The following is a 22317-nucleotide window of genomic DNA, read 5'->3' as shown; positions in this document are numbered from 1 at the left end:
CGCCTTCGCCGTCTCCCCGGGCATCGACCGCCTGGTGGCCAAGGCCTCGCTTTCCGGGCTCGAAGGCCGTCTCGCCGGCGCGACCCTGCGCGGCCAGGCCGGCTACGACGCGAAAGCGCCCGTGGGACTCGGCTTCGACCTCGTCCTCGACGGCCTGGACCTGGAGCATCTGCCCGCTGTTGCGGGCGGCGCGCCGCACGCGGCCGCCCCGGGCGCGGCCGCGCCCAACGCCGCGGGGAAGCTGCGCATCGAACGCCTGACCGGCCGGGGCGTGGACGCCCGCAACCTCGCCCTGGACCTGACCCTGGCCGGCGGAAGCCTGGAGTGCGCGGTCAGCGGCGGAGAACTCTTCGGAGGCAGGCTTTCCGGCAAGTTCGACGCCGAAGCGTCGGGCCGCGTCGCGGGCAGCCTGCAACTGACCGGGGCCGACGCCAGACGCCTGCCCGGCGTCTCGGGCGCGTCGGGTGCGGTCGCGGCCAAGGCCGCCTTCGACGCCGCCGCGCCGGCCAAGGGCCGCCCCGGAGCCGTTTCCGCCAGCATCGAAGCCGAAGCCCCGCAGCTCTCCCTGGGCACGGGGGCCAAAGCGCAGCCCCTGTCCGCGGCCAAGGCGACGCTGACGCTCAAGGGCCGTCGCGCCGCCGGGGAAGGCTTCGAGGGAGAGGCCAACCTCGTGGCCGGCCTGGGCTCGGGCTTCGGCCTGCGCGAGGCGCGCCTGACCGCCGCCTGTCCCGTGGCCCTGGACGCGGCGGGCAAGCTGCGCGACCCGGCCCCGATCAAGCTCGAGGGTTCGGGCCTGCTGCGGCCCGGGGAATCGGGCAAGCCCGTGAAGGTCGCCCTGACCGGGCAGGCGACGCCGGACGGCGCGGGCGGCTTTGCGGCCTCGGAACTGCACCTGGACGCCGGAGGACTGCCGGCCACGCTCAAGCTCTCGCGGAAGGGCGGCGGTGGCGCGCCCACGAACTTTTCCCTGGAAACCGGAGCCGTGTCCCCGCGCAAGGTGCTCGCCGACTGGGGCGTGTCCCTGCCCGCCGGGCTCGCCGCGGACAAGCTCGCCAAGGCTGCGGCGTCGCTTTCCGGCACGGCCACGGCCGACGCCTGCGACATCAAGCGATTGCAGCTCGGCGTGGACGACGTCACGATCACGGGAAGCGCGCAGCTCGCCGGCTTCGACCCGAAACGGGGCAAATGGGACCTGCACGTCGACCGCCTGGATTGGGACGCCTATTTCCCCCGGTCGCCGGCCTCCTCCGGGCCGCCGTCCCTGGCCGAACGCCGCAAGCCGCTCGACGTGCGCTTCCTGCGCGAGCTGTCCCTGGACGCCAAGGCCAGCATCGGCTGGCTCAAGAAGGGCAACGTGATCTTCGACGCCAGCACCGTCACGGCCGGCGCCAAGGGCGGGCAATTCACCTACCGCCAGGAATCGTCGCGCTTCTACGGCGGCCGCTTTTCCGCCGACATCCGCGGCGACGCCCGTGACACGGCGCTCAAGATGCTGATCGAGCTCAAGCTCGAAGGCATCGAGATCGCGCGCTTCCTCTGGGACTGGGCCGAGGGCAACACCCTCGATTCCGGCTCGGCCACCTTCATCCTGGCCGCGCGCACCAGCGGCGAGAACGAACAGGAGCTGCGCGGCAACCTGGCCGGCAACGCCAGCCTGCAGATCACGCGCGGCAACCTCAAGGTGCGCGAGCCCGCCTCCAAGCCCGGCGGCGAGCCTACCTACGAGCGCATCCCCTTCGACGTGTTCTCCTCGTCCTGGTTCTCCAAGGGCGGCGTGGCCCACTCCGACGACTTCCGCATCGAAAGCCCGCGCATGCGCGTGGCCGGCAAGGGCTTCGTGGACCTGCGCGACGAGTCCATCAACCTGTCGCTTTCCGCCGCGCTCACCGGCGGCGGCGAGGTGCCGGCCACCATCATCGGCCCGCTGGACGGCCCCAAGCTCACCATCGACCGCAGCAAGCTTCTGGGCGACATGGTCTACCGCGTGCTCCAAGGCATCGTCAGCATCCCCGGCAAGGCCGTCACCCGCATCCTGCAGATCCGCTGAGGCGTCGCCATGGCCCCCCTGCCCCCGCCCCCGCCCGTCCTCGCCGCCGCCGTCACGGCCCCGGACGGAAGCCTGGCCGACGTGCGCCTGGAAGCCGGCGGCCGGGTGTTGCATCTGGCCGGCCGGGGCGGCGCGGCGGCCGAGGCGGCGCGGGCCGCAAGCGCCCAGGCCGGCGGCGGCCTGCCCGTCTTTCTGGGCGCGGGGCTCGGCGCGGGCATCGACGCGGCTCTGGAGGCGACGCGGCGGGCCGGGGGCGGGCCGGTCTTCGTGTGCGACAGGCTGGACGCCGTGGACAGGATCACGGGCGTGCGGACGCGCTTCGCCGCCGACGCGGAGGTCCGCTTCCTGGACGACCCGGACCCCGAGGCGGTGGTTTCGCGCATCACCGCCGTGGCCCGCGCCGCCGGCCGGGTCGGGCTCGCCGTGGTCGTCGACCCCGCGGCCGCGCGCCTGGACCCGGACTGGATCCGGGCCGTGCGCGCCGGGCTTGGCGGCTACGCGGCCCTGCGCGAGCGTTTGCGCTACCGCCGCTTCGCCGCCGCCCCGGCCCGGGTGCTGCTCCTGCGCCGGCCGTACTTCCTCTACCGCGAGATCGAGGCGGCGCTTTCGCGCCTGGGGCTCCCCTTCCGGGTCGTGGACATGGGCCGGGGCGAGACCGGGCAGGAAGAGGTCGCCGCCGCCGTCGTCGCGGCCATGGCCGATTTCCGCCCGGACTTCGCGCTGACGGTCAACCACCTGGGGCTCGACCGCCAAGGCCGCCTGACGGAGCTTCTCGCCGGCCTTCCCCTGCCCCTGGCCTCCTGGTTCGTGGACAGTCCCCGGCTGATTCTCCACGACTACGCCGGTCTGGTCTCGCCCCTGGTCATGGTCTTCTCCTACGACGCCGACAGCCTGCCGGAGCTGACCCGGGCCGGGTTCGGCCACGCCGCCTGGCTGCCCCTGGCCACGGACCCGGGACGTTTCCTCCCCCTGGCCGAGGCCGGGGCCGCCCACCCCTGGCGGGCGCGGGCCTCGTTCGTGGGCGCGTCCATGGAATCCCAGGCCGCGAGGGCCCTGGCCCGCCTGGCCCCCTATCCCGCCCTGGCCCGGGCGCTGCCGGCGGCGGCCGGGGAATTCGCGACCAGCCCCGAGAGGAGCGCCCGGGCCTTTCTGGCCGCCCATGCCGCCTGCGGCCCGGAAATGGCCGGGCTGCCCACGGCCGAGGCCCGCCTGGACGCCGAACTGGCGCTCACCTGGGAGGCGACGCGGCGCTACCGCCGGGCCTGCGTGGCGGGCATTCTGGAATTTTCGCCCCTGATCGTCGGCGACGCCGACTGGGAACGGGCCCTGCCCGGGGCCGGGCGGACCTGGAAGCGCCTGCCGGAAATAGGCTACTACGACGACCTGCCGGGGTTTTATCCCCGCAGCGACGTGAACCTCAACTGCACGAGCCTGCAGATGAAGGGGGCGGTCAATCAGCGGGTCTTCGACGCCCCGGCCGCCGGAGCCTTCGTCCTGACCGACGCCCGGGAGCAGTTCGGGACGCTCTTCGACGTCGCCCGCGAGGCGGCCGTCTACGCCGACCCGGGCGAGATCCCGGACATGACGCGCCACTTCCTGGCCCAACCGGCGGCGCGGGCGCGCGTCGTCGCCGCGGCGCGCGCGCGCGTCCTGGCCGAGCACACCTACGACAAGCGCCTGGCGGACCTGGTCGCGGCCATGAAAAAGGCCTTCGGCGGATGACCGAAGGCCTTGAAGCGAAGAGGATACCCGGCCGGGGCTATTGCCGGGCCGGGATGGTCAGCGCCTTGCCGGCGGCGATCTTGTCCGGATCGGTGATGCCGTTGGCGTCCATGAGGCTTTTTTCGGTGATGCCGTGGCGCTTGGCGATGGAGCGCAGAGTGTCGCCCGGGGCGATGACGTAGCGGTCTCCGGAGCCGGCCGGCGACGCGGCGGCCACGGCCGTCTTTTTGGCCGGCGCGGCCGCCTCGCCCTTGGGCATGGCGAAGGGGTTGTCCTTGGCCGGCGCGGCCACGGGGATGCCCCGGGCCGGGGCGGAAGCGGCCGGCGCAGACAGGTTCGGCCCGGCCGGGGCGGCGTCGCTCAAGTCCCTGGCCGTGGGCGTGGGCGCGGCCTTGATCGGGGCGGGCGTGGACGTCTTGGGCACCGGCGCGGACACGCCGGGCGGAGGCGGCGGCAGCTCGTCGGTGGGAGCGTGCAGCCGTCCGGCGAAGCCGCCGTTGGAGCGGTCGAGCAACTCGTTGTAGACGATGGAGTACTGGACGTAGGCGTCCTTGTAGGCGTTGAAGGCGACGTTGTCCGGCTCGTGCCCGCCGCCCGAGGAACGCCAGGCCTCGTGGGCCTTGACGAGGGTCTCCCAGGACACCTGGGCGTCCTGGCGCAGCAGATCGTCGGAGACGTACTGCATGTTCCTTTCCAGGTGGTCGTACTTGCCGCAGCCCGAAAGCTGCATGGCGGCCGGCAGCAGGAGCGCCAGGGCCAAGGCAAGCCGACATAATTTACAACGCATCGGAATACCTCCGAAAAACCGCAAAATATGCGGCCAAAGGATTGTCCATCAGGGTTTGTCGGCGTTACATGCCCTGGAACACGCTTTTCGTCAAACCGGGAGGCGACGCCTCCTCCAACCGCCACGGCCAGGGAAACGCCCATGCCCCCACGCCCCGCCGCGACGCTGCCGCCGCCCTTCGACATCCTGCGCCGCGCCCTGCCGCTCTGGGCCTTCGGCCTCGAAGGAGCCTGGCTTTCCCGGCATCTGGCCGCGACCCTGGCCCGGGCCGTGGCGGCCGATCCCCGGCTGGCCGGCCTCGACACGGCCCTGGCCGCCTGGAACTTCGAACGCGCCCCCCTGGACGCGCCTTTCGCCGCCGCCGCCCTGACCGCCGCGAGGCGTGCCGGCGCATCCCCCAAAAGGCGCGCCCTGTGCGCCGCCCTGGCCCGCCCGGCCGATCCCGGAGAGGACGCCGGCCGCTGGCCGGCCCTTCGCGACGGCCCGGACCCGCATATGGCCGCGGACTTCCTCGACCGCAAGCTGGCCGATCCCCGCACCGCCCCGGCCTGGCGCGCCAGGGCCTTCGACTTCTCCCTGTCCCGGAGCCGGCCGCGGCTCGCCCGGCGCGTGGTGGAGTCCCTGGCCAGCGAGCCCGCCCTGATGCCGGTCGCTGCCCGGCTGGCCGCCGAAGTCGCCCTGGCCTGGGACGGGCCGGCCGCCGGCCGCGACGCCCTCGGGAGGGTGGACGGCGAACTTTTCCCGCGCTTTCGCGCCCTGGCCGAGGCCCACTGCCTGGCCGAGCTGGGACGCGCCGGCGACGCCCTGGCCGTGCTGCGGCCCTTGTGGCGGGCCGAACCCTGGCACCCGGGGCTTTCGCTGCGCCTGCACGCCCTGCGCCATCCCTTGCCCTTAGCAGACCTCGACGCCCGGCCCGGCCGGCTCTTCGTCTTCCTCTACACCTTCGACCGGGCCGGCCTGCTGGAGGCGACGCTTCAGAGCCTGGCCCGAAGCGGCCTGGGCCCGGCCCGGGTCGTGGTTCTCGACAACGGCGGCGCCGACGACACCGCCGCCGTCTGCCGCCGGGCGGCGGCCCTTTTCCCGCCGGGGCGCTTCACGTCCCTGCGCCTGCCCGTCAACGTGGGCGCGCCGGCCGGGCGCAACTGGCTGGCCGCCGTGTCGGGAGTCGGGGAAGGGGACCTGGCCGCCTACGTGGACGACGACGTGACCCTGCCGCCGGACTGGCTGCCCGGGCTCGTCGCCGCGCTTGCGGCCGACCCCGACGCCGACGTGGCCGGAGCGCGGGTGGTCTGCGCCGCGCCCGGGGCCGCCGCGGTGCCCCAAGCCGCCGACGTGCGGCTGCTGCCTCCCGACGCCGCCCACAGCGTGCGGCCGCTGGTCAACCACGGCCCCGGGCCGGACCTGGGGCTGCTGGCCACGGCGCGGCCCTGTCCGTCGGTGTGCGGCTGCTGCCACCTGCTGCGCGGGAAGGCCCTTTCCGGCGGCGCGCCCTTCGACGTGCGCTTCTCGCCCAGCCAGTTCGACGACCTGGCCAGGGACCTGCGGGGATTTATTGCCGGCCGCCGGGCGGCCTACGCCGGAAACGTGGCCGTTTTCCACCACCAGCACGCGAGCGCCGCCCAGGCCAGGACCCCGGCCGCCGTGGGCCAGCTGGCCGGGGCGCGGCTCAAGCTCGACGGCCTTTTTCCGGCCGGCGACATGGCAGTCGCCGCCGGGCGCGACGCGGATACGGCCTGGGCGGAACTGGAAACGAAATGGCGGGAACTGCGGGAGGAAGAGTCGCAGGGCTAGTCGAGCATGTACTGCCGGGGGTTGACGGGCTCGCCGGCCGCCCGGACCTCGTAGTGCAGGTGCGAGCCGGTCGTGCGGCCGGAGTTGCCGGACAGGCCGATGCGCTGGCCGCGCTTGACCTCCTGGCCGGGCCTCACCTCGATCTTCTGGAGATGGGCGTAGACCGTTTCCAGGCCGTAGTCGTGGCTGACGACGATGCGCAGGCCGTATCCCGTCATCGGGTCCGCCTCGGTCACCCGCCCGGCTCCGGCGGCATAGACCGGGCTGCCCATGGGCACCTTGATGTCCACGCCGTTGTGGAAGTCGCCGCCCCGGCCGAAGGGCGAGGACCGCGAGCCGAAGGGCGATGTGATGTAGCCCCGGGCCGGCCACAGGGACGGCTTGGCCAGGAACTGGAGCTTGCGTTCGCCGAGCAGGCGGGCCAGCTCCTGCTGCTCCACCTCCTCCACGGCCATGCGGCCGGCCAGGACGTCCAGGAAATCCACCAGCCGGCGGCCGGCGTCGGCGTCCACGGGCGCGCCCGGGAGCCTGGCGGCGGCGGGAAAGGCGGCCACGCCGCCGCGCTCGCGCGGGGCGTCCACCATGACCGCCAGCTTGCCGTCGAAGGCCTCGATGCGCCCGGCCTCCTCGGCCAGCCGGCGCACCCGCTCCCGCAGCGCCAGGGCTGCGGCCTTCTGCTCGGCCAGCCGGCCGACGGCCTCGAACCGTCTGGCCCGAAGCGCCTCCTGGCCGGCCACGTAAGGCCAAAGGAAAAGGCCCCCGGCCGTCAGGACCGTCAGGGCCGCGACCAGGGAAACGAACATCCAGCGCCGGTAGGTGAACACCCGCCGCACGCCCTTGCCGTCCCGGAGGTAGATTTCGAGTTCGCGTTCCAGCATGCGTCAAGACCCGGCCCGGGCGGCTCCCGCAGGCCGGACAGGCGGGACGGGCGGGCCGCAGGCGGCCGGCCCTATCCGAAAAGCCAGCTGAAGAAGTCGGTCCAGTCCAGGCTGCCGGAATACGTCTGCCCGTCGACCGTGGCCGAGCCCGAAACCGTCTTCGTGCCCGAGTCCAGGCTCGCGGACCAGTCCACGCTGGTCACGCCGGCCGTCACCGTGCCGCTGGTCGAGCCCGAGGCCGAGCCGCTGCCGGAAACCGAGCCGCTGGACCACGGCGTGCTCCAGGAAAACGACGCCGCCAGCGACGGGACCGGTCCCGCGCACAGCGCCGCGACGACAAGCAACAAAGCCAAGCGTTTCATGTCGGCCTCCCTGCGGCCGCGCCGGCCAGACCGTCCGCGACCGCCGCCTGGCGGCCTGCGCCAGGACTTTCCCTCGTTTTCGCTATAGGACCGCCGTCGCGCCTGTCAACCGTCGCGGAAGCCGCCCGGATCGCGCCGACCGGATTTACACGGCGCGCGGTCTTGTTTATCGTCGCCAAAGCCTCATCCCTCCACCCGAACGCGCCATGCCGGGAGCGCCCATGCCCCAAGCCGACATCCTCCTCGAAGCCGGGACCAACGAACTCGAGGTCATCGAATTCTTCATCGACGAAGGGCCCGAACGCGGGCGTTCCATGTTCGGGGTCAACGTGGCCAAGGTGCTGGAGGTCATCGAAAGCCCGGGGCTCGTCCCCCTGCCCGGCGCACCGCACCCCTGCTTCATGGGCGCCATTCCGCTGCGGGGCCTGGTCCTGCCCGTGCTCGACCTGGCCGTGTGGCTGGACCTGCCGCGGATGCCGTGCAAAAACGAGGTCATCCTCGTCACCCGCTTCAACGAGCGCACCACCGGCTTTCTGGCCACCGGCGTCACCCTGATTCACCGCGTGCACTGGCGCGACGTGGAGCCGCCCCATCCGGCCCTGGCCCGGCTTTCGGGCAACTGCATCACCGGGATCGTGCGCCTGGAGGACCGGTTCGTCCAGCTGCTGGACCTGGAGAAGATCATCCTGGAACTCGACGGCGAACTGGCCGGCCCGCCCATGCCGCCGCCGTCCGAGCGCCGGCTGCGGGCCCTGGTGGCGGAGGATTCGGGCATCATGCGCCAGATGGTCCGCGACCGCCTGGAAGAGGCCAATTTCGAGGTGACCCTGGCCGGCAACGGCCAGCAGGCCTTCGAGATCCTGTGCCAGCCGGGGACCTCGCCGCCGGACATCGTGGTGTCCGACATCGAGATGCCGCTCATGGACGGCTACACCCTGACGAAAAAAATCAAGGAAGACCCGCGCCTGGCCGCCACGCCGGTAGTGCTCTTCTCCTCCCTGGTCACCGACGAGCTGCGCCACCGGGGGCAGTCCGTAGGCGCGGACGGACAGATCTCCAAGCCCCAGTTCGCCGACCTGGCCAGCCTCGCCCTGTCGCTGATCGCCTCCCGGGGCCGCCGGGACGCCGGCGAGACGCCGCCTCAGGACGCCTGACAGCCCCCAATTCCACCGACAAGGCGGTTCGGCATGAAGCTACGCCCCGACATTCCCGACGTCCTCTACAAACGCTCGCTGTTCTCCTGGGTCTGGACCAGCAACCTCAAGCTCCAGAGCGTGCTGCTGGTCATCATCGTGGTCACCGTGGCCGTGCGCGTGCTGCCGCTGGAGATGCAAAAGAAGATCATCAACCAGGCCATCGGGCTCAAGCGCCTGGACCTGCTCGTCATGTACTGCGGCTACTACCTGGCCTGCGTGGTGGCCGCCTCGGGGCTCAAGCTCGCCATCAACGCCCTGCAGAACTACATCGGCCAGGAGTCGCTGACCGACCTGCGCAAGAAGCTCTACGCCCACATCCTGACCCTGCCCATGTCCTTTTTCCGCAAGGCCTCGCCGGGCATGGTGGTCTCGTCGCTGGTGGCCGAGGTGGCCAACACCGGCGAGTTCGTGGGCCAGGCCGTCGCCGTGCCCGTGACCAACCTGCTGACGCTCCTGGCCTTCGCCGGCTACCTCTTCTACCTCAATCCGCTCATGGCGCTCATCAGCATGGCGCTCTACCCCATCGCCATTCTGGTCATCCCGGCTCTGCAGCGCCGGGCCAACGCGGCCAACAAGGAGCGCGTGGACACCGGCCGCAAGCTCTCGACGATGATCGGCGAAACCATCTCCGGCATCCACGAGATCCACGCCAACGCCAGCTTCCGCCTGGAGAACAAGCGCTTCGGCGCCTGGGCCGACAAGCTCTTCAAGGTGCGCGTGGTCTGGAACCTCTACAAGTTCGCCATCAAGGTCTCCAACAACTTCTTCCAGAACCTCGGACCGTTCGTGCTCTTCCTGGTTGGCGGCTACCTGGCCATCAACGGCCGCTTCGACCTCGGCGCGCTGGTGGCCTTCCTCTCGGCCAACGAGAAGCTCTACGACCCCTGGAAGGAGCTCATGGACTTCTACCAGACCTACCAGGACGCCTCGGTCAGCTACGACCGCATCATGGAGTACTTCCAGGGCGACCCGGAGTTCCTGGAAGAGCCCGAGGAGCCCCGGCCGGCCGTGGCCCTGGACGGGGCGGTCACGGCCCGGGACGTGGTGCTGGAGGTTCCGGGCGGCATCCAGCTGCTCAAGGGCGTGTCCCTGGACGTCAATCCCGGCGAGCAGGTGGCCCTGGTGGGCTTTTCCGGCTCTGGCAAGTCCACGCTGGCCCTTTGCCTGTGCCAGATCCTCAAATACACCGCCGGCACGGCCAAGCTCTCGGGCCTGGACATAGACGCCATGCCCAAGTCCGACATCGCGGACAACGTCGGCGTGGTGTCCCAGCATCCCTTCATCTTCGAGGGGTCCATCAAGGACAACCTGCTCTATTCCATCAACGCCCGGCGCGAGGCCCACGGCGTGACCGGCGAGGAGGGGCTGCCGAGCCTGGACGAGATCATCGCCGTGGTGCAGCAGGTGGGGCTTTTCGCGGACGTGCTGCGCTTCGCCCTCAATTCCGTCTTCAAGGAGGGCAAGAAGGAGCACCTGGTCAAGAAGGTGGTGCGGGTGCGCGAGGCCTATCTGGCCGGGCACGGCGAGTCCCTGGCCGGCTCGGTGGAGTTCTTCGACCCCTCCCGCTACCTCTACTACAGCTCCGTGGGCGAGAACCTGATCTTCGGCACGCCGCGACAGCCCGACTTCGAGCCGGAGCGGCTCACGGGCAACGCCTTCTTCATCGGCTTCCTGCACGACGCCGGGCTCAAGATGCTGCTCATGCAGACCGGCGCGGAGCTGACCAGCCGCACGGTGGACATATTAAAGGACGTGCCCTCCCCGGACGCCGTCTTCTTCGAGCAAACGCCCATCATGGCCGAGGAGTTCGAGACCTACCGCGACCTGGCCGGCCGCCTGGGCCGGGTGCGGCTGCACAAGCTCTCGGCCGAGGACGAGCGGCTGCTTCTGACCCTGGCCCTGCGCTTCACCCCGGGCATCCACACCATCGTGACCCTTTCGCCGATCCTCGAGGGGCTGCTCCTTTCGGGCCGGGCCATGTTCGCGGACCGGGTGGCCACGGACATGCCGGGCGCGGTGACCTTCTTCCGGCGCGAGGACTACCTGTATCCCATGACGGTCATGGACAACATCCTGTTCGGCCGGGTCAAGACCACGAGCCCCAAGGTCCTCGACCAGATCCAGAAGACCATCGTGAGCCTTCTCATCGAGGAGGACATGCTGGAACGCATCCTGGAGATCGGCCTGGACTTCCAGGTGGGCACGAACGGCGACCGGCTCTCGGGCGGACAGCAGCAGAAGGTGGCCATCGCCCGGGCGTTTCTCAAGGAGCCGCCCATCCTCATCCTGGACGAGGCGACGTCGGCGCTGGACAACGCCTCCCAGACGCGCATCCAGAACCTGCTGGAAAACAAGTGGAAGGGCCGCTCCACGGTCATTTCCGTGGTCCACCGCCTGGACACCATCAAGAACTTCGACAAGGTGGCGGTCATGAAGGCGGGACGCATCGTCGAGACCGGCTCCTATGCCGAACTGATGGACAAAAAGGGGATGCTCTATGAGCTTGTCCACGGATCAGCCCCAAGGGCTTAAGAGCTGCGGCTTCAACGAGTGCCTGGACATCCTGCGGGAGCTGCCCGTCTTCAGCGGCGTTCCCCTGGACGTGATCAAGGTGCTGGCCTACCTGTCGGGCCGCGAAACCTTCGACGCCGGCGAGGCGCTGTGCGAGCAGGGCGAGGCCCTGGACCGCTGCTTCTACGTGCTGTCCGGCGAGGTGGCCATGGACCGGCGGATCGGGGATTGCGCCGTGACCCTGCCGCGTCGCGGCCCGGGACAGTTCTTCGGGGGGTTGGGGCTGCTCGCCCCGGCCAAGGCGCTTTTTTCCGTCCACGCCGTGGCGGATGCGGAGTGCCTGGTGCTGACCAAAGAGAAGTTCCAGAAAACGGCCGAGCGCTTCCCGGACGTCTGGCCCAAGATCCTCGGCAACGTCGTGGGCCACGTCTTCCGCTGGGAGGAGGCGTTTCTCGCCGCCCACGCCAAGGAATGCGCCGAGACCGGGGAAATGGGGCTGAGCCTTTTCTGACGGCCGGCTATGCCGGCTTGTCCGTCACGAACACCACGGAATTATACCGCAGAAAGCTCGCCTTTTCGCCGGCCTTCCAGGCGGCCTCGTACAGGGCGTGGAGATCGTCGTCTATGATGCCCGGCATCTCCGTGGGCTTGTAGAAGGCCACGTGGGAGGCCACGTGGGTCGGCTGGCCCCGGGCGCTGAGGAGCCGCGACAGGTCGTCGCCGTAGTCCGTGACCACCAGCGAGCCGCCCTGGCGCATGGGATCGCCGTGGTGCACCGGCGGCAGGAGGTCCACGCGCGCGCCCTCCAGGAAACGCACGCGCGGCGTGGTCGGATGGCCCTCGTGCACGGGCACGGTGAACACGTGCCGCCCGCCCGGGGCCAGCACCCGCCAGACCTCGTCGAAGGCCCGCCAGGGATCGGCCACGTGCTCGAAGATGTCCTGGGTGACCACGAGGTCGAAGGACGCGTCGGGAAAGCTCAGCCGCTCCAGGTCCTCGCAGCGAAGCCCTGCCTGGGTGCACGAGCCCGGCGCGGCCAGCTCCGGCACGTATTCCGAGCAGGAATACCGCGGCAGGCAGCGCAGCACGTTGTGGAGCGGCCCGGCGGCCTGGGCCTCGAACACCCGCCAGCCCTCCATGGCGGGCAGGGCCTGGGGAAGCGTGGGGCAGTCCGGGCCGGCGGCCAGTTGCGTCAGCACCCGGGCCACGTCGCGGGTGCGCCGGCTGGCCTTGCACGACGAGCAGCGCGTCTCGCGCAGGCTGTGGCCGGGCCTTATGGGCGCGAAAACGGCCTTCTTGCCGCACACCCGGCAAATCCCGTCCGCCTCGAACACGTCCCAACCCCGGCACTTGGCTTCCGCTTCCATCCCGACCTCCTTCTCACCCCTGGCGCGGTTTGCGGCCCCCTCCCCTGTCACCCCCTTCGGGGAGCCCGGGGGGAATCATTCCCCCCGGTGGGGAGGGCCCGGGAGGGGCGACGCCCCTCTCGGTCTTCCTATATCGCCGCGTCGAGGAGCAGGTTGTCGCGGTGCACGGCTTCGGCGTAGGCGGCCTCGCCGAGCACCTGGGCGATGCGCGAGCTTTTGAGCCCCATGATCTTGCGCAGGTCGGCGGCGGCGTAGTTGGAAAGCCCCACGCCCACGCTCTCGCCGGCGCAGGACGCCACCCGCACCATGGAGCCCACGGAAAAATCGCCGGCCACGTCCACGATGCCGGCGGGCAGCAGGCTCTTGCCCTTTTCGCGAAGGGCCCGCACCGCGCCGTCGTCCACCACCAGGGTGCCTTGCGGCTCGTGGTGGTAGGCCAGCCAGAACTTGCGCCGGGGAATGGGCTTGCACCCGGCCGGCACGAAGGTGCCGACGTTCTCGCCGGCCAGGGCCCGGGTGAGCGCCCCGGGCTCGCGGCCGGCCAGGATCAGCGTCGGCACGCCGAGCTGGGCCACGCGCCGGGCGGCCAGGAGCTTGGAGTACATGCCGCCCGTGCCAAGCGTGGTCTTGGCCCCGCACATGGCGTCGAGGTCAAGTCCGGCGATGTCCTCGATGACCTCCATGGGCGAGGCCCCGGGATGCTCGTCCGGATTTTCGGCGAACACGCCCCTGGCCGAGGTCAGGTTGACGAAAAGCTCCGCCCCGATGGCCCCGACGAGCAGCCCGCCCAGGCAGTCGTTGTCGCCGTAGACGAGCTCGGAAACGGCCACGGAATCGTTCTCGTTGACCACCGGCACGGCGTCGAGGTCGAACAGTGTGGCGAAGGTATTGCGCAGGTTGAGGTAGCGTTCGCGGTTGTCCAGGTCGTCGCGGGTGAGGAGCACCTGGGCCGCGATGCGGCCGTGGCGGGCGAATTCCTGGTCGTAGGCGTGCATGAGCCGGCTTTGGCCGATGGCCGAGGCGGCCTGGCGGTGGGGCAGGAGCGTGCGGTCGTAGCGGTCGCCGAGCACCTCGCGGCCGGCGGCCACCGCGCCGCTCGAAACGAGCAGCACCTTGCGGCCGTCGGCGACGAGCCCGGCGATCTGCCGGGCCAGCCCGGCCACCACGGCGGCGTCCACGCCGGCCTCGGCGGCCAGGACGGCGCTGCCGACCTTGACCACGATCCGCCGGGCCTGGGACATGACATGCCGGCGCCTTTCGCGCCAGTCGCACTGGGCCATGAAGCCTCCTGAAAATGCTTTCGCCTGTCGGCGCGGGAGAACGGATCAGGCCTTTTCGTCGGCGAGGACGCCCCGGTCCGATTCGGGCGTCGCCGGACGGGCGGGAACGTCCGCGGCGGACAGGGGGCCGCGCTGGCCGGCGAAGGCGGCGTCGGCCCGGGCGTTGTCCGCGGCCACCCCTTCCTGGACGTTTTTCACCCAGGACTTGTATTCCGGAATAACCGGCAAGAGGGGCGGCGAGGCGTTGTCGGTGGTGTTCATGCGCGCGTCTCCCGGCGATCGGGCGCCTTGGCTTTTCATACGGCCTCGGCCGTCTCCTGGCAAGGCGGGCCCCGGGCGGACCGCTTTTCAAAGCGCTCCCGCGCTGTTATGGCTTGTCCCGGGAGGGCTTGTCGTGCGCATCAGGATGTTGGAGCTTTTAAGCGGCGCGGAGGAGGCCACGGGGACGGCCGTGGTCATCGACGTCTTCCGCGCCTGTTCCGTGGCCTGCTACGCCTTCGCCGGAGGCGCGGCCCGCATTTTGCCCGTGGACACGGTGGAAGAGGCCCATGCGCTCAAGGCGGCGCACCCGGATTACCTGCTGGCCGGCGAACGGCATTGCCTGAAGCTCCCCGGCTTCGACTTCGGCAACTCGCCAAGCGAGGTCAAGGCTGCGGACGTGACCGGCCGGACGCTGGTCCACGCCACCTCGGCCGGCACGCGGGGGCTCTACGCGGCCATGGCCTCGGCGGACCGGGTGCTGACCTGCGCCTTCACCAACGTGGCGGCCACGGCCCGGGCCCTGCTCGCAGCCGCGCCGGAGACCGTGTCCATCGTGGCCATGGGCAAGGCCGGCGTCTCCCACGCCCCCGAGGACAAGCTGTGCGCCACCTACCTGGCCAACCTGCTCCAGGGCGTGCCCAACGCCTTCGAGGCCATCCCGAAGTTTCTGCGCACGGCCCCCACCGCCGCCATCTTCTTCGGCGAGACGGCCATCGTGCCCGAGGAAGATTTCGACTTGTGCCTTTCCCTGGACGCCTTCGATTTCTACCTGGAAGCCGAGCGGCTGCCCGACGGCCGCCCGGTCCTGGTGAAGAAGTCGCCGCCGCCGGACGAAGGCCGAGGCCCTGCCGACAAGGCTCCGACCGCCTGAAGTTTTTTCCAATCCTGCCGAATACGTACGCATCGAGGTCAGGATCGGGCCGCGGCGCGCGGAGGCGAGACCATGCTGCAAAAGGCGACGGCGAACATGCGGGAAGAAATGTTTTTCGCGGTTTCCCCCCTGATGATCTTTCCCAAGACCCTGGGCCGGTTCCGGGTGTACATCCGCCAGGCCGGCAACTTCGTGCTCTACGCCTCGGAAAACGAGCAGTTCACCCAGCGCCACCGGCAGAAGCTCCACGACGCCGGCGTGGCCGAGGTCTACATCCGGGGCGAGGAGCGGCCGGACTTCAACCTTTACGTCGAGAAGCACCTGCCCGACATCCTCGGCGACGGGGCCATCCCCGTGCAGGAACGCAGCAAGGTGCTGTACAACGCCGCCGACGCCGTGGTGCGCGAGGTGTTCGAGACGCGCCTGCCCAAGGGCATCGGCAAGAAGCAGTACGTCCGGATCGCCGCCATCGTCGAAAAAAGCCTCAAGTTCCTGGCCATGGACGAATCGCTCAAATGCATCGCCGCCCTGGCCTCCCACGACTATTCCGTGCACACCCACAACGTGCACGCGTTCGTTTACACCACGGCCATCCTGCAAAGCATGAAGGCCGACGAATACACGCAGGTGCAGGCCGGCATCGGGGCGCTTTTGCACGACATCGGCAAGACGCGCATCCCGGGCGAGATCCTGTCCAAGCCCGGCCCCCTGACCCCTGAGGAGCGGCTGGTCATCAACACCCACCCGGCCATGGGCATGGCCCTGTGCCAGGAAGCGCAGCTCTCCCAGACGGCCTGCCACTGCATCCTCATGCACCACGAGCGCATGGACGGCAGCGGCTATCCGGGCGGGCTTTCGGGCGAACTCATCCCGCCTTACGTGCGGGCCCTGACCGTGGCCGACGTGTACGACGCCCTGACCACCAAGCGGGCCTACGCCGACGCCATGCCGCCCTTCCAGGCCCTGCGCCTCATGCGCGACGAGATGTTCGAAGCCTTCGACCCCGATGTGTACAAGCGCCTGGTGATGATCTTAAGCGGCGCGAACATGGTTTAAGGAGTTCCCATGGCCTTTTCCCGCATCCAGTTCAAACCGACCGAAACCAAGGTCGCCTGCCCGGGCTGCGGCCGGCAGCTGACCTACGAACGCACCTGCCTTCGCATCATGCTCACCTGCCACGGCTGCGGCCGGGAATTCGACCCGGCCGACTACCTGGACCAGCTCGACGACGACTTCGACGAAGTCTACGCCAACGTGCCCCTGGACAGGATGTAGATTCTTCCCCTGCAACGCGCGCGGTGGTAGGCAGGAACGAAACGGACCGCCGGGCGGCGGCCCAGGGAGGCGCTTTTATGGGCATCCAGTACCAGACCGATGAGCAGGGCAACCGCGTCGCCGTGGTGGTCCCGCTGGCGCAGTGGGAGGCCATGCAGGCCGAACTGCGCGGCGAGGCCCGGCTGACTTCGGAGGACGAGGCCGACCGCCAGGAAGCTTATGACGCCCTGTCCCGGGGCGAGACCCTGGACCTGTGCCGGGCCATGGCCGACTGGTAGACGGCATGGGGCGCGACTGCGTCATCGCCAAGAAGGCCAACACCTTCATCCTGTCCCTGCCCGAAGCGCAACGGAAAAAGGTCAAGGAAGCGGTACGGCGGCTCCTGGCCGGCGACTTCGCAGGGCTCGACATCAAGCGGTTGCAGCCCCATCCCCACGACTTCCGCCTGCGCCTGGGCGGCGTGCGCATTCTTTTCACATCCGACGAGCAACGCCTTTTCATCTACAAGGCGGGCTTCCGGGGCGACGTTTACAAATAAGCCCCGTCGCGAAACGCTGTCCGTCGCAACCGCTGCGAAGCCTCCGCAACGCGCGCCGACCTAGCCGCAATGGGTCGCGATGTAGCGGCCCAGGCGGTCCAGGCCTTCCTCGATGTTCTCCAGGGAATTGGCGTAGGAAAAGCGCAGGTGGCCCTCGCCGCCCGGGCCGAAGTCGATGCCCGGGGTGACGCCCACGTGGGCCTTTTCCAGGATGTCGTAGGCCAAGGCCAGGGAATCGGGATTGAGGTGGTCGGCGCGCACGAACACGTAGAACGCGCCCGTGGGCTCGGTGCGCGGCGCAAGCCCCAGCTTCTCGAGCCCGGCGAGCAGCACCTTGCGCCGGGCGTCGTAGGTTCGCCGCATGGCCTCGGCCGCCTCGAGCCCTTCCTTGGACAACGCCGCCACGCCCGCCCACTGGGCCACGGACGAGGCGCAGATGAACAGGTTCTGCTGCAACTTCTGCAGGATTCCCATCATGGACTTCGGCGCGACCAGATAGCCCAGGCGCAGCCCGGTCATGGCGAAGCGCTTGGAAAAGCCGTTTAAGACCAGCGCATCCTCGGAAAATTCCAGGGCGCTGCGCGCCCGGCCGCCGTAGGTCAGGCCGTGGTAGATCTCGTCGGAAATGACCGGTACGCCCGAGGCGCAGGCCGCCTCGTAGGTTTCGTCCGGCGTGAGCGTTCCGGTGGGGTTGGCCGGGGAGTTGAGCAGGATGCCGGCGGTCAGCCCGTCCACGGCCTCCATGATGGCGCCCGGCGTGAACTGGAAGCCGTCCTCCTCTGCCACAGGCACGTAGCGGGGGGTCAGCCCCGTGAAGCGCAGGAAATTGGGGTAGCAGGCGTAGGCCGGGTCGGTGAGCAGGATGTGCCCGCCCGGACGGGCCAGCACGCCGAACGTCAGCAGCATGGCCGGCGAGGTGCCGCCCGTGACCAGGATGCGCTCGGGGCTGATCGTCACGCCGTATTCGTCGGCGAACAGGCGGCAGATGGACTCGCGCAGCTCGAGGACGCCCAGGCTGTGGGTGTAATGGGTGCGGCCCTCGGCCACGGCCTTTTTCGCCGCTTCCTTGACGCAGTCCGGGATATCGAAGTCCGGCTCGCCGATCTCCAGGTGGATGACGCGCTTTCCGGCGGCCTCGATGGCCTGGGCGCGTTCCAGGATGTCCATGACGAGAAACGAGGTGATGTCCTTGCAGGCGGGATTCATGGAAAGTGGTTCCTGTTGGGATTGGAAAGGATGGGCGCGGGTCCGGGCCGGGCGGGGCCCCGCGTGGGAAACCGGGGAAACGCCTACTCGCAGGCCGGTTCCGGCGCGGCGGGCGCGGCCGGGGTCGGCTGCTGCTGCCACACCCCGGACGGATGGGCGTAGCGGTCGTTGAGGGACTGGATGAACTTCTCGCTGTCGGAAATGACCGAAGACAGGATTCTCCGGTACTTGTGCCCCCAGCCGGCCGGCTCGGAGCAGAAGATCGAACGCCAGGGCGCGGTGTTTTTCGCCAGGGCGCGCAGGAGCCCCTCGCGCACCGGACCGTGGGCATAGGCCTTCTCCACCACCCGGGCCACGGCGTTGGTCGACCACCTGCGGGCCAGGAAATGCAGCCACAGCCCGCCGCCGAGGCACAAAAGCAGGAAGGGAATCGCCCGCCAGGACTCGGCGAACACCCACTCCATCCAGGCCGGGGCCAGCCCGTTGGTGAAGGGATGGCCGGTCAGCACGTAGGCCGCCGCCAGGACCAGGGCCAGCAGGCCGAAAAGCACGGCGTCGCGGCGCACCGTGCCCTTGCGCCAGCGGGCCAGCATGCCCCGCACCTCGGGCACGCGCACGTCCTCCACCTCGCGGGCCAGCTTTTCCAGCTCGCCGACGATGCGGTAGGCCCGCTCCACGCGCACCTGGTTCATGCGGTTGTGAATGGCGGCCATGTCCGCGTCGCGCTTGGCCTCGAAACGCTGGCGCAGGGACTCGTCGGCGATGGGCAGGGCGGCCGAGGGCGAATAGATGCGGTAGAACTTGCCGGCCGTGAGCCCCTGCTGGGCCAGGGCGCGCTGCCAGGCTCCCACCACCTCCTCGGGATTGTCCTCCCGGGCGGCGATGTCCATCTGGTTGAGGATGTAGACGAACTTGTTGGAGTCGCGGCGGTTGATGGTCGCGGCGACCAAATGGGTCAGCGTGTCGCGCATGGCCCCGGGCTCGGGGCGGCGGGCGTCGAAAAGGACCAGAACCAGGTCGGAGAGGTCCATGATGTAGTTGGTGATGCGAAGCGTGGAGGTGCGCTGGGCGTCGGCGTCGAAGCCCGGGGAGTCGATGAGGATGAGCCCGCGCAGCTTGTCGCTGGGGCTGGTCTTGAGGCGGATGTAGGAGTCGATGCGGCCGCCCTCGCCGGGCTCGACCTTCTCCAGCTCCTCGCTCATCTTGTAGAAGGGGAAGCGCAGGTCGGCGTTGAGCGCCGTGCCGGGCAGCACCCGCGATTCGCCGGCGGCGTTGTAGCAGATGACCGTGAACTTGTCGTCCACGGCGTGGGAGCCGGTCTGCTGCACCGGCGTGCCGAGATAGTAGTTGATGAAGGTGGACTTGCCGGCGGAAAACGGCCCCAGCACGGAAATGAGCGGCCACCAGGCGATCTGGGAAATCGTGGACTGGTCGTTGCCCAGAAGCCCGATGCCCCGACAGACCTTGTCGAGCTTGCCGAAGCTGCCCACCGCCTCGACCAAAAGCGGGTTTTCCAGTTGCAGGTGTTCCTTGAGGCTGGCCAGCCTGTCGCTCAGTCTGCCGTCTTCCATGCGCCCCCCCGCCGGTGAAGAATGGCCCTATCTATCCAATAAATCGAGCTCCGTCGAGCCGGCCGAAAAGAGCGACCGGCAGGAAAGACGTCGCTTTTCTTATAAAATCCTTGCCCATGCCCGGCCGTTGCCGCTATCCCCTGATCGAACGATCCCTTCCGGAGTCGGGACTCGCCCCGAACAACCAGGCAACCATGACGCGCCAAGATCCCTCGCCATCCACGCCGCCTCCGAGTCACGGCCGTCCTTCCCGGCCCGGCGCGGTCGCGTACTGGGCTGCGGCGCTTGGCGTCATCGCGCTCTTTTACGGGGAATTCCTGTTCTCGGACCGCGTCGGCATCCTGGACTGGTGCAAGGACCTCTACTACTTCGCCTTCTTGTACGACTCCCTGCGCAGCTTCGGCCAGATGCCCCTGTCGTTTCTGGCCATCCCGGAGACCACGACATGGTTTTCCACCCTGCAGAACCTGTCCTACTGGTCCAATCCGGAGGTCCTCAGCTTCTCGCCGCTTCTGCCTCTGGCCTTCGCCCTGCCGCTCATGGCCTTCATGAAGGCCTTCTTCGGCCTGCACCTGCTGGCCGCCGCCTGGGGCGTGCGCCTGCTGGCGCTGCGGCGCGGCTTCGACGCCTGGCAATCGATCCTGCTGCTGCTTCTCTTCCTTTGCAACCCCTGGCTCGTGCAGCACCTGGCCATCGGCTATTCGCCGCAGATCAGCCTGTGCCTCGTGCCGGGCATCGTCGCGCTCCTGGCCGCCCGGGACTTCCGTCCCCCGGAGTGGGCCGGGGCCAGCCTGCTCGCCGCCCTGATCTTTTACCAGGGGGCGCTGCACCTGTTCGTGTGGCTTTTCCTGGCCGCCGGGGTCTACGCCCTGGCCGACGCGGCCATCCGCCGGCGCGCCGCCTTCCTTTGGCGCATGCCCTACTTCTTCCTGGCCACGGCCGTGCTCGTCGCGCCCAAGGCCTACGCCGCGACCAAGGTCTACGGCGGCTGGGAGCGCGTGCCGGGCGGCGGCTACGCCTCCCTTGCCGACCTGTGGGGGCTGCTCACCGACGACGTGTTCCCCATGTTCCAGTTCCCCGAAACCTACAGCCACCACAACGTGGCCTTCTACGACGGCTCGCTCCTGGTGGGCCCGGCCTTCGTGGCGCTGGCGGCGCTCCTGGCCGGCGGCTATCTCCTGGCCCTGCTTCGCGGCAGGCGGCCCCGGCCGGGCGACTCCGTCACGGACGGGGCCTGCCTCGTCGCCGCCCTCGTCTTCCTCGTCCTCGGCTGGGGGACCGTCTGGCGCGAACTCTCGGTCTGGCTGCGGCTGGCCTCCTCGGAAATCTACCCGTTCCGCTTCCTGTTCGTGGCCTTCCATTTCGTCGCCTTCTTCGTCGCCGACCGCCTCGGCCCCTGGCCGGCCCACGCGGCCGGCAGGCTCCGGCTGGCCGCCTGCGTTGCGCTGCTCGTCCCCACCCTGCTCACCTTCCACGCCCGAAACCGGGAACTCATGCCGCACCTGACGGCCAATCCCAACTTCTACGGCAACTTCTCCATCGCCGAATACATGAGCAACCGCATCGTCGCCCTCTCCGGCCAGACGCGGCTGCCCATCGCCGTCTCGCCCAACCTGATCGTGATCACGCCCGCCGGCGTCGTGGGCCAGCGCATCGCCCTGCCCTGGATGGCGCGCGAGGAGGCCGGACACTACCGCTTCGAGGCGGCTCGGGTGGCGGACGACGCCCCGGGCGAAGCCACGGTCCTCGAAGTGACCGTCCCCTCGCAACAGGTGCGCATCACGCCCGACGACAGCCGCCGGGGGCCGCTGTGCGCCGCCTCCCTGCTCGTCTTCGTCCTTTTGACCGCCGCGCTGCGGCGGATCGTCCGGGCGCGGCCCGGCCTGTTCACGCCGAACACGACCCAAGGAGTCGGCCATGCATGAGGAATCCCTCGGCAACGTCATCCGGGACTACCTGACGGGCGAGGAAATCGCCGAAACCTCCTACGAGGAATTCCGCCAAGCCCTGGCCCGGATGCTGGTGGAGGAGAAAGGCTACCCCAAGGAGCGCCTCGCGGCCAAGGTCGGCGTCTGTTTTCCCGTGGAGGGCGCGCAGTACACCCGCATGGTCGACCTGTGCGCCACGGACGCCGACGGGCGGCCGCTCCTGTTCGTCATCTTCTGCTCGGGCGAGCCCGGCTCCTACATCCGCGAATCCCTGGCCGCCGCCCGCCTGTACCAGTGCGGCGGCGTGCCGCTGGTGCTCGTCACGGACACCCACGACGCCATCCTGCTGGAAGCGGCCACGGGCCGAGAAATCGGCCGGGGCATGCGCGGCGTCCCCACCTGGCCGGAAGCCATGGCCCTCAAAGCCCCCGCCCCAGCCCTCGCCGAAGACGCCCTCGACCGGGAACGGCGTATCCTCTTCGCCTACAGCGAATTCCTCGCCGACGGCTGCTGCCAGGGAACCTGCCGGCCCAAGGCCAAGGGAGCCTGAGGAAGAGCTTGATGCAGAGGAAGATGCCTCCGGCGGCCAGGAGGGGGTGACCCCCTCCTGGACCTCCCCGACGGGGCGGGTGGAGGTTGGGTCGGGAATGGCAAGCGGCGGGGCGTCGGTCGTTGTGGTCGGGGAAATGGGCCAGGCGACGCAGGCCGCAAAGCCGGCCAGCACCG

General features: G+C 69.8%; 21 protein-coding genes. 13 read left to right on the top strand and 8 right to left on the bottom strand.

Features of this window, described 5'->3' with window-relative positions:
• A partial coding sequence (locus Q1K70_RS21150) for an AsmA-like C-terminal region-containing protein (protein WP_300164429.1) occupies positions 1-2047 on the top strand: 2047 nt, incomplete at its 5' end.
• 9 nt (positions 2048-2056) lie between these two features.
• Complete coding sequence (locus Q1K70_RS21145) at positions 2057-3769, top strand: glycosyltransferase (RefSeq protein ID WP_300164427.1); 1713 nt, start codon at positions 2057-2059, stop codon at positions 3767-3769.
• Between the two features lie 37 nt (positions 3770-3806).
• On the opposite strand, the gene Q1K70_RS21140 is transcribed toward Q1K70_RS21145, so the two are convergent.
• Positions 3807-4556: a LysM peptidoglycan-binding domain-containing protein gene (locus Q1K70_RS21140; protein WP_300164424.1), complete on the bottom strand. Its 750-nt coding sequence runs from the start codon at positions 4554-4556 to the stop codon at positions 3807-3809.
• A gap of 141 nt (positions 4557-4697) precedes the next feature.
• On the opposite strand from Q1K70_RS21140, the gene Q1K70_RS21135 reads away from it, so the two are divergent.
• Positions 4698-6347: a glycosyltransferase family 2 protein gene (locus tag Q1K70_RS21135; RefSeq protein WP_300164421.1), complete on the top strand. Its 1650-nt coding sequence runs from the start codon at positions 4698-4700 to the stop codon at positions 6345-6347.
• Here the strand turns inward: Q1K70_RS21135 and Q1K70_RS21130 are convergent.
• Both Q1K70_RS21130 and Q1K70_RS21125 read right to left on the bottom strand, forming a co-directional pair.
• The gene (locus Q1K70_RS21130; RefSeq protein WP_300164418.1) at positions 6344-7225 is read right to left on the bottom strand and encodes a M23 family metallopeptidase; all 882 of its coding nucleotides are present in this window, start codon (positions 7223-7225) and stop codon (positions 6344-6346) included. The genes Q1K70_RS21135 and Q1K70_RS21130 overlap by 4 nt on opposite strands.
• A gap of 71 nt (positions 7226-7296) precedes the next feature.
• Positions 7297-7587, bottom strand: coding sequence for a hypothetical protein (locus Q1K70_RS21125; protein ID WP_300164415.1), 291 nt, complete (start codon positions 7585-7587; stop codon positions 7297-7299).
• A gap of 221 nt (positions 7588-7808) precedes the next feature.
• Here Q1K70_RS21125 and Q1K70_RS21120 point away from each other — a divergent pair, with 221 nt between their 5' ends.
• The 3 genes from Q1K70_RS21120 to Q1K70_RS21110 are packed head-to-tail and all read left to right on the top strand — an operon-like array spanning position 7809 to position 11805.
• Positions 7809-8741, top strand: coding sequence for a chemotaxis protein (locus Q1K70_RS21120; RefSeq protein ID WP_300164412.1), 933 nt, complete (start codon positions 7809-7811; stop codon positions 8739-8741).
• A gap of 33 nt (positions 8742-8774) precedes the next feature.
• Positions 8775-11315, top strand: a complete 2541-nt coding sequence (locus Q1K70_RS21115; RefSeq protein ID WP_300164409.1) for an ABC transporter ATP-binding protein/permease — start codon at positions 8775-8777, stop codon at positions 11313-11315.
• Positions 11281-11805: a cyclic nucleotide-binding domain-containing protein gene (locus Q1K70_RS21110; protein WP_300164406.1), complete on the top strand. Its 525-nt coding sequence runs from the start codon at positions 11281-11283 to the stop codon at positions 11803-11805. The genes Q1K70_RS21115 and Q1K70_RS21110 overlap by 35 nt, the downstream gene beginning before the upstream one ends.
• A 7-nt stretch (positions 11806-11812) precedes the next feature.
• On the opposite strand, the gene Q1K70_RS21105 is transcribed toward Q1K70_RS21110, so the two are convergent.
• From Q1K70_RS21105 to Q1K70_RS21095, 3 genes are all read right to left on the bottom strand, one after another.
• The gene (locus Q1K70_RS21105) at positions 11813-12661 is read right to left on the bottom strand and encodes a class I SAM-dependent methyltransferase (protein ID WP_300164403.1); all 849 of its coding nucleotides are present in this window, start codon (positions 12659-12661) and stop codon (positions 11813-11815) included.
• Between the two features lie 128 nt (positions 12662-12789).
• Positions 12790-13941, bottom strand: a complete 1152-nt coding sequence (gene proB, locus Q1K70_RS21100) for a glutamate 5-kinase (protein ID WP_300164400.1) — start codon at positions 13939-13941, stop codon at positions 12790-12792.
• A 45-nt stretch (positions 13942-13986) separates the two neighbouring features.
• Positions 13987-14202, bottom strand: coding sequence for a hypothetical protein (locus Q1K70_RS21095; RefSeq protein WP_300164397.1), 216 nt, complete (start codon positions 14200-14202; stop codon positions 13987-13989).
• Between the two features lie 133 nt (positions 14203-14335).
• On the opposite strand from Q1K70_RS21095, the gene Q1K70_RS21090 reads away from it, so the two are divergent.
• The 5 genes from Q1K70_RS21090 (at position 14336) to Q1K70_RS21070 (ending at position 16886) form a co-directional block, all read left to right on the top strand.
• Positions 14336-15073 (top strand): 2-phosphosulfolactate phosphatase, encoded by a 738-nt coding sequence (locus Q1K70_RS21090; protein ID WP_300164394.1) that lies wholly within the window; start codon positions 14336-14338, stop codon positions 15071-15073.
• 72 nt (positions 15074-15145) lie between these two features.
• A complete protein-coding gene (locus Q1K70_RS21085; protein WP_300164391.1) occupies positions 15146-16129 on the top strand; it encodes an HD domain-containing phosphohydrolase in 984 nt (327 codons plus the stop codon).
• Positions 16130-16138: 9 nt separating this feature from the next.
• On the top strand, positions 16139-16348 hold the full coding sequence (locus Q1K70_RS21080; protein WP_300164388.1) for a dual CXXC motif small (seleno)protein: 210 nt from the start codon (positions 16139-16141) through the stop codon (positions 16346-16348).
• Between the two features lie 77 nt (positions 16349-16425).
• Entirely contained in the window at positions 16426-16626 is a 201-nt protein-coding gene (locus Q1K70_RS21075) for a hypothetical protein (protein WP_300164385.1), read from the top strand.
• A 5-nt stretch (positions 16627-16631) separates the two neighbouring features.
• A complete protein-coding gene (locus Q1K70_RS21070) occupies positions 16632-16886 on the top strand; it encodes a hypothetical protein (protein ID WP_300164382.1) in 255 nt (84 codons plus the stop codon).
• A 60-nt stretch (positions 16887-16946) separates the two neighbouring features.
• Here the strand turns inward: Q1K70_RS21070 and Q1K70_RS21065 are convergent, their stop codons facing one another.
• Entirely contained in the window at positions 16947-18092 is a 1146-nt protein-coding gene (locus tag Q1K70_RS21065; RefSeq protein WP_300164379.1) for a pyridoxal phosphate-dependent aminotransferase, read from the bottom strand.
• Between the two features lie 83 nt (positions 18093-18175).
• On the bottom strand, positions 18176-19663 hold the full coding sequence (locus Q1K70_RS21060; protein WP_300164376.1) for a dynamin family protein: 1488 nt from the start codon (positions 19661-19663) through the stop codon (positions 18176-18178).
• A gap of 194 nt (positions 19664-19857) precedes the next feature.
• On the opposite strand from Q1K70_RS21060, the gene Q1K70_RS21055 reads away from it, so the two are divergent.
• Positions 19858-21588: a hypothetical protein gene (locus tag Q1K70_RS21055; protein WP_300164373.1), complete on the top strand. Its 1731-nt coding sequence runs from the start codon at positions 19858-19860 to the stop codon at positions 21586-21588.
• The gene (locus Q1K70_RS21050; protein ID WP_300164370.1) at positions 21581-22141 is read left to right on the top strand and encodes a type I restriction enzyme HsdR N-terminal domain-containing protein; all 561 of its coding nucleotides are present in this window, start codon (positions 21581-21583) and stop codon (positions 22139-22141) included. Before Q1K70_RS21055 ends, Q1K70_RS21050 begins: the two co-directional genes overlap by 8 nt.
• Positions 22142-22317 lie beyond the last annotated feature (176 nt).

It is taken from the genome of Solidesulfovibrio sp., from assembly GCF_029978005.1.
Classification (GTDB): domain Bacteria; phylum Desulfobacterota; class Desulfovibrionia; order Desulfovibrionales; family Desulfovibrionaceae; genus Solidesulfovibrio.
This window is presented reverse-complemented; position numbering and strand designations above follow the sequence as displayed.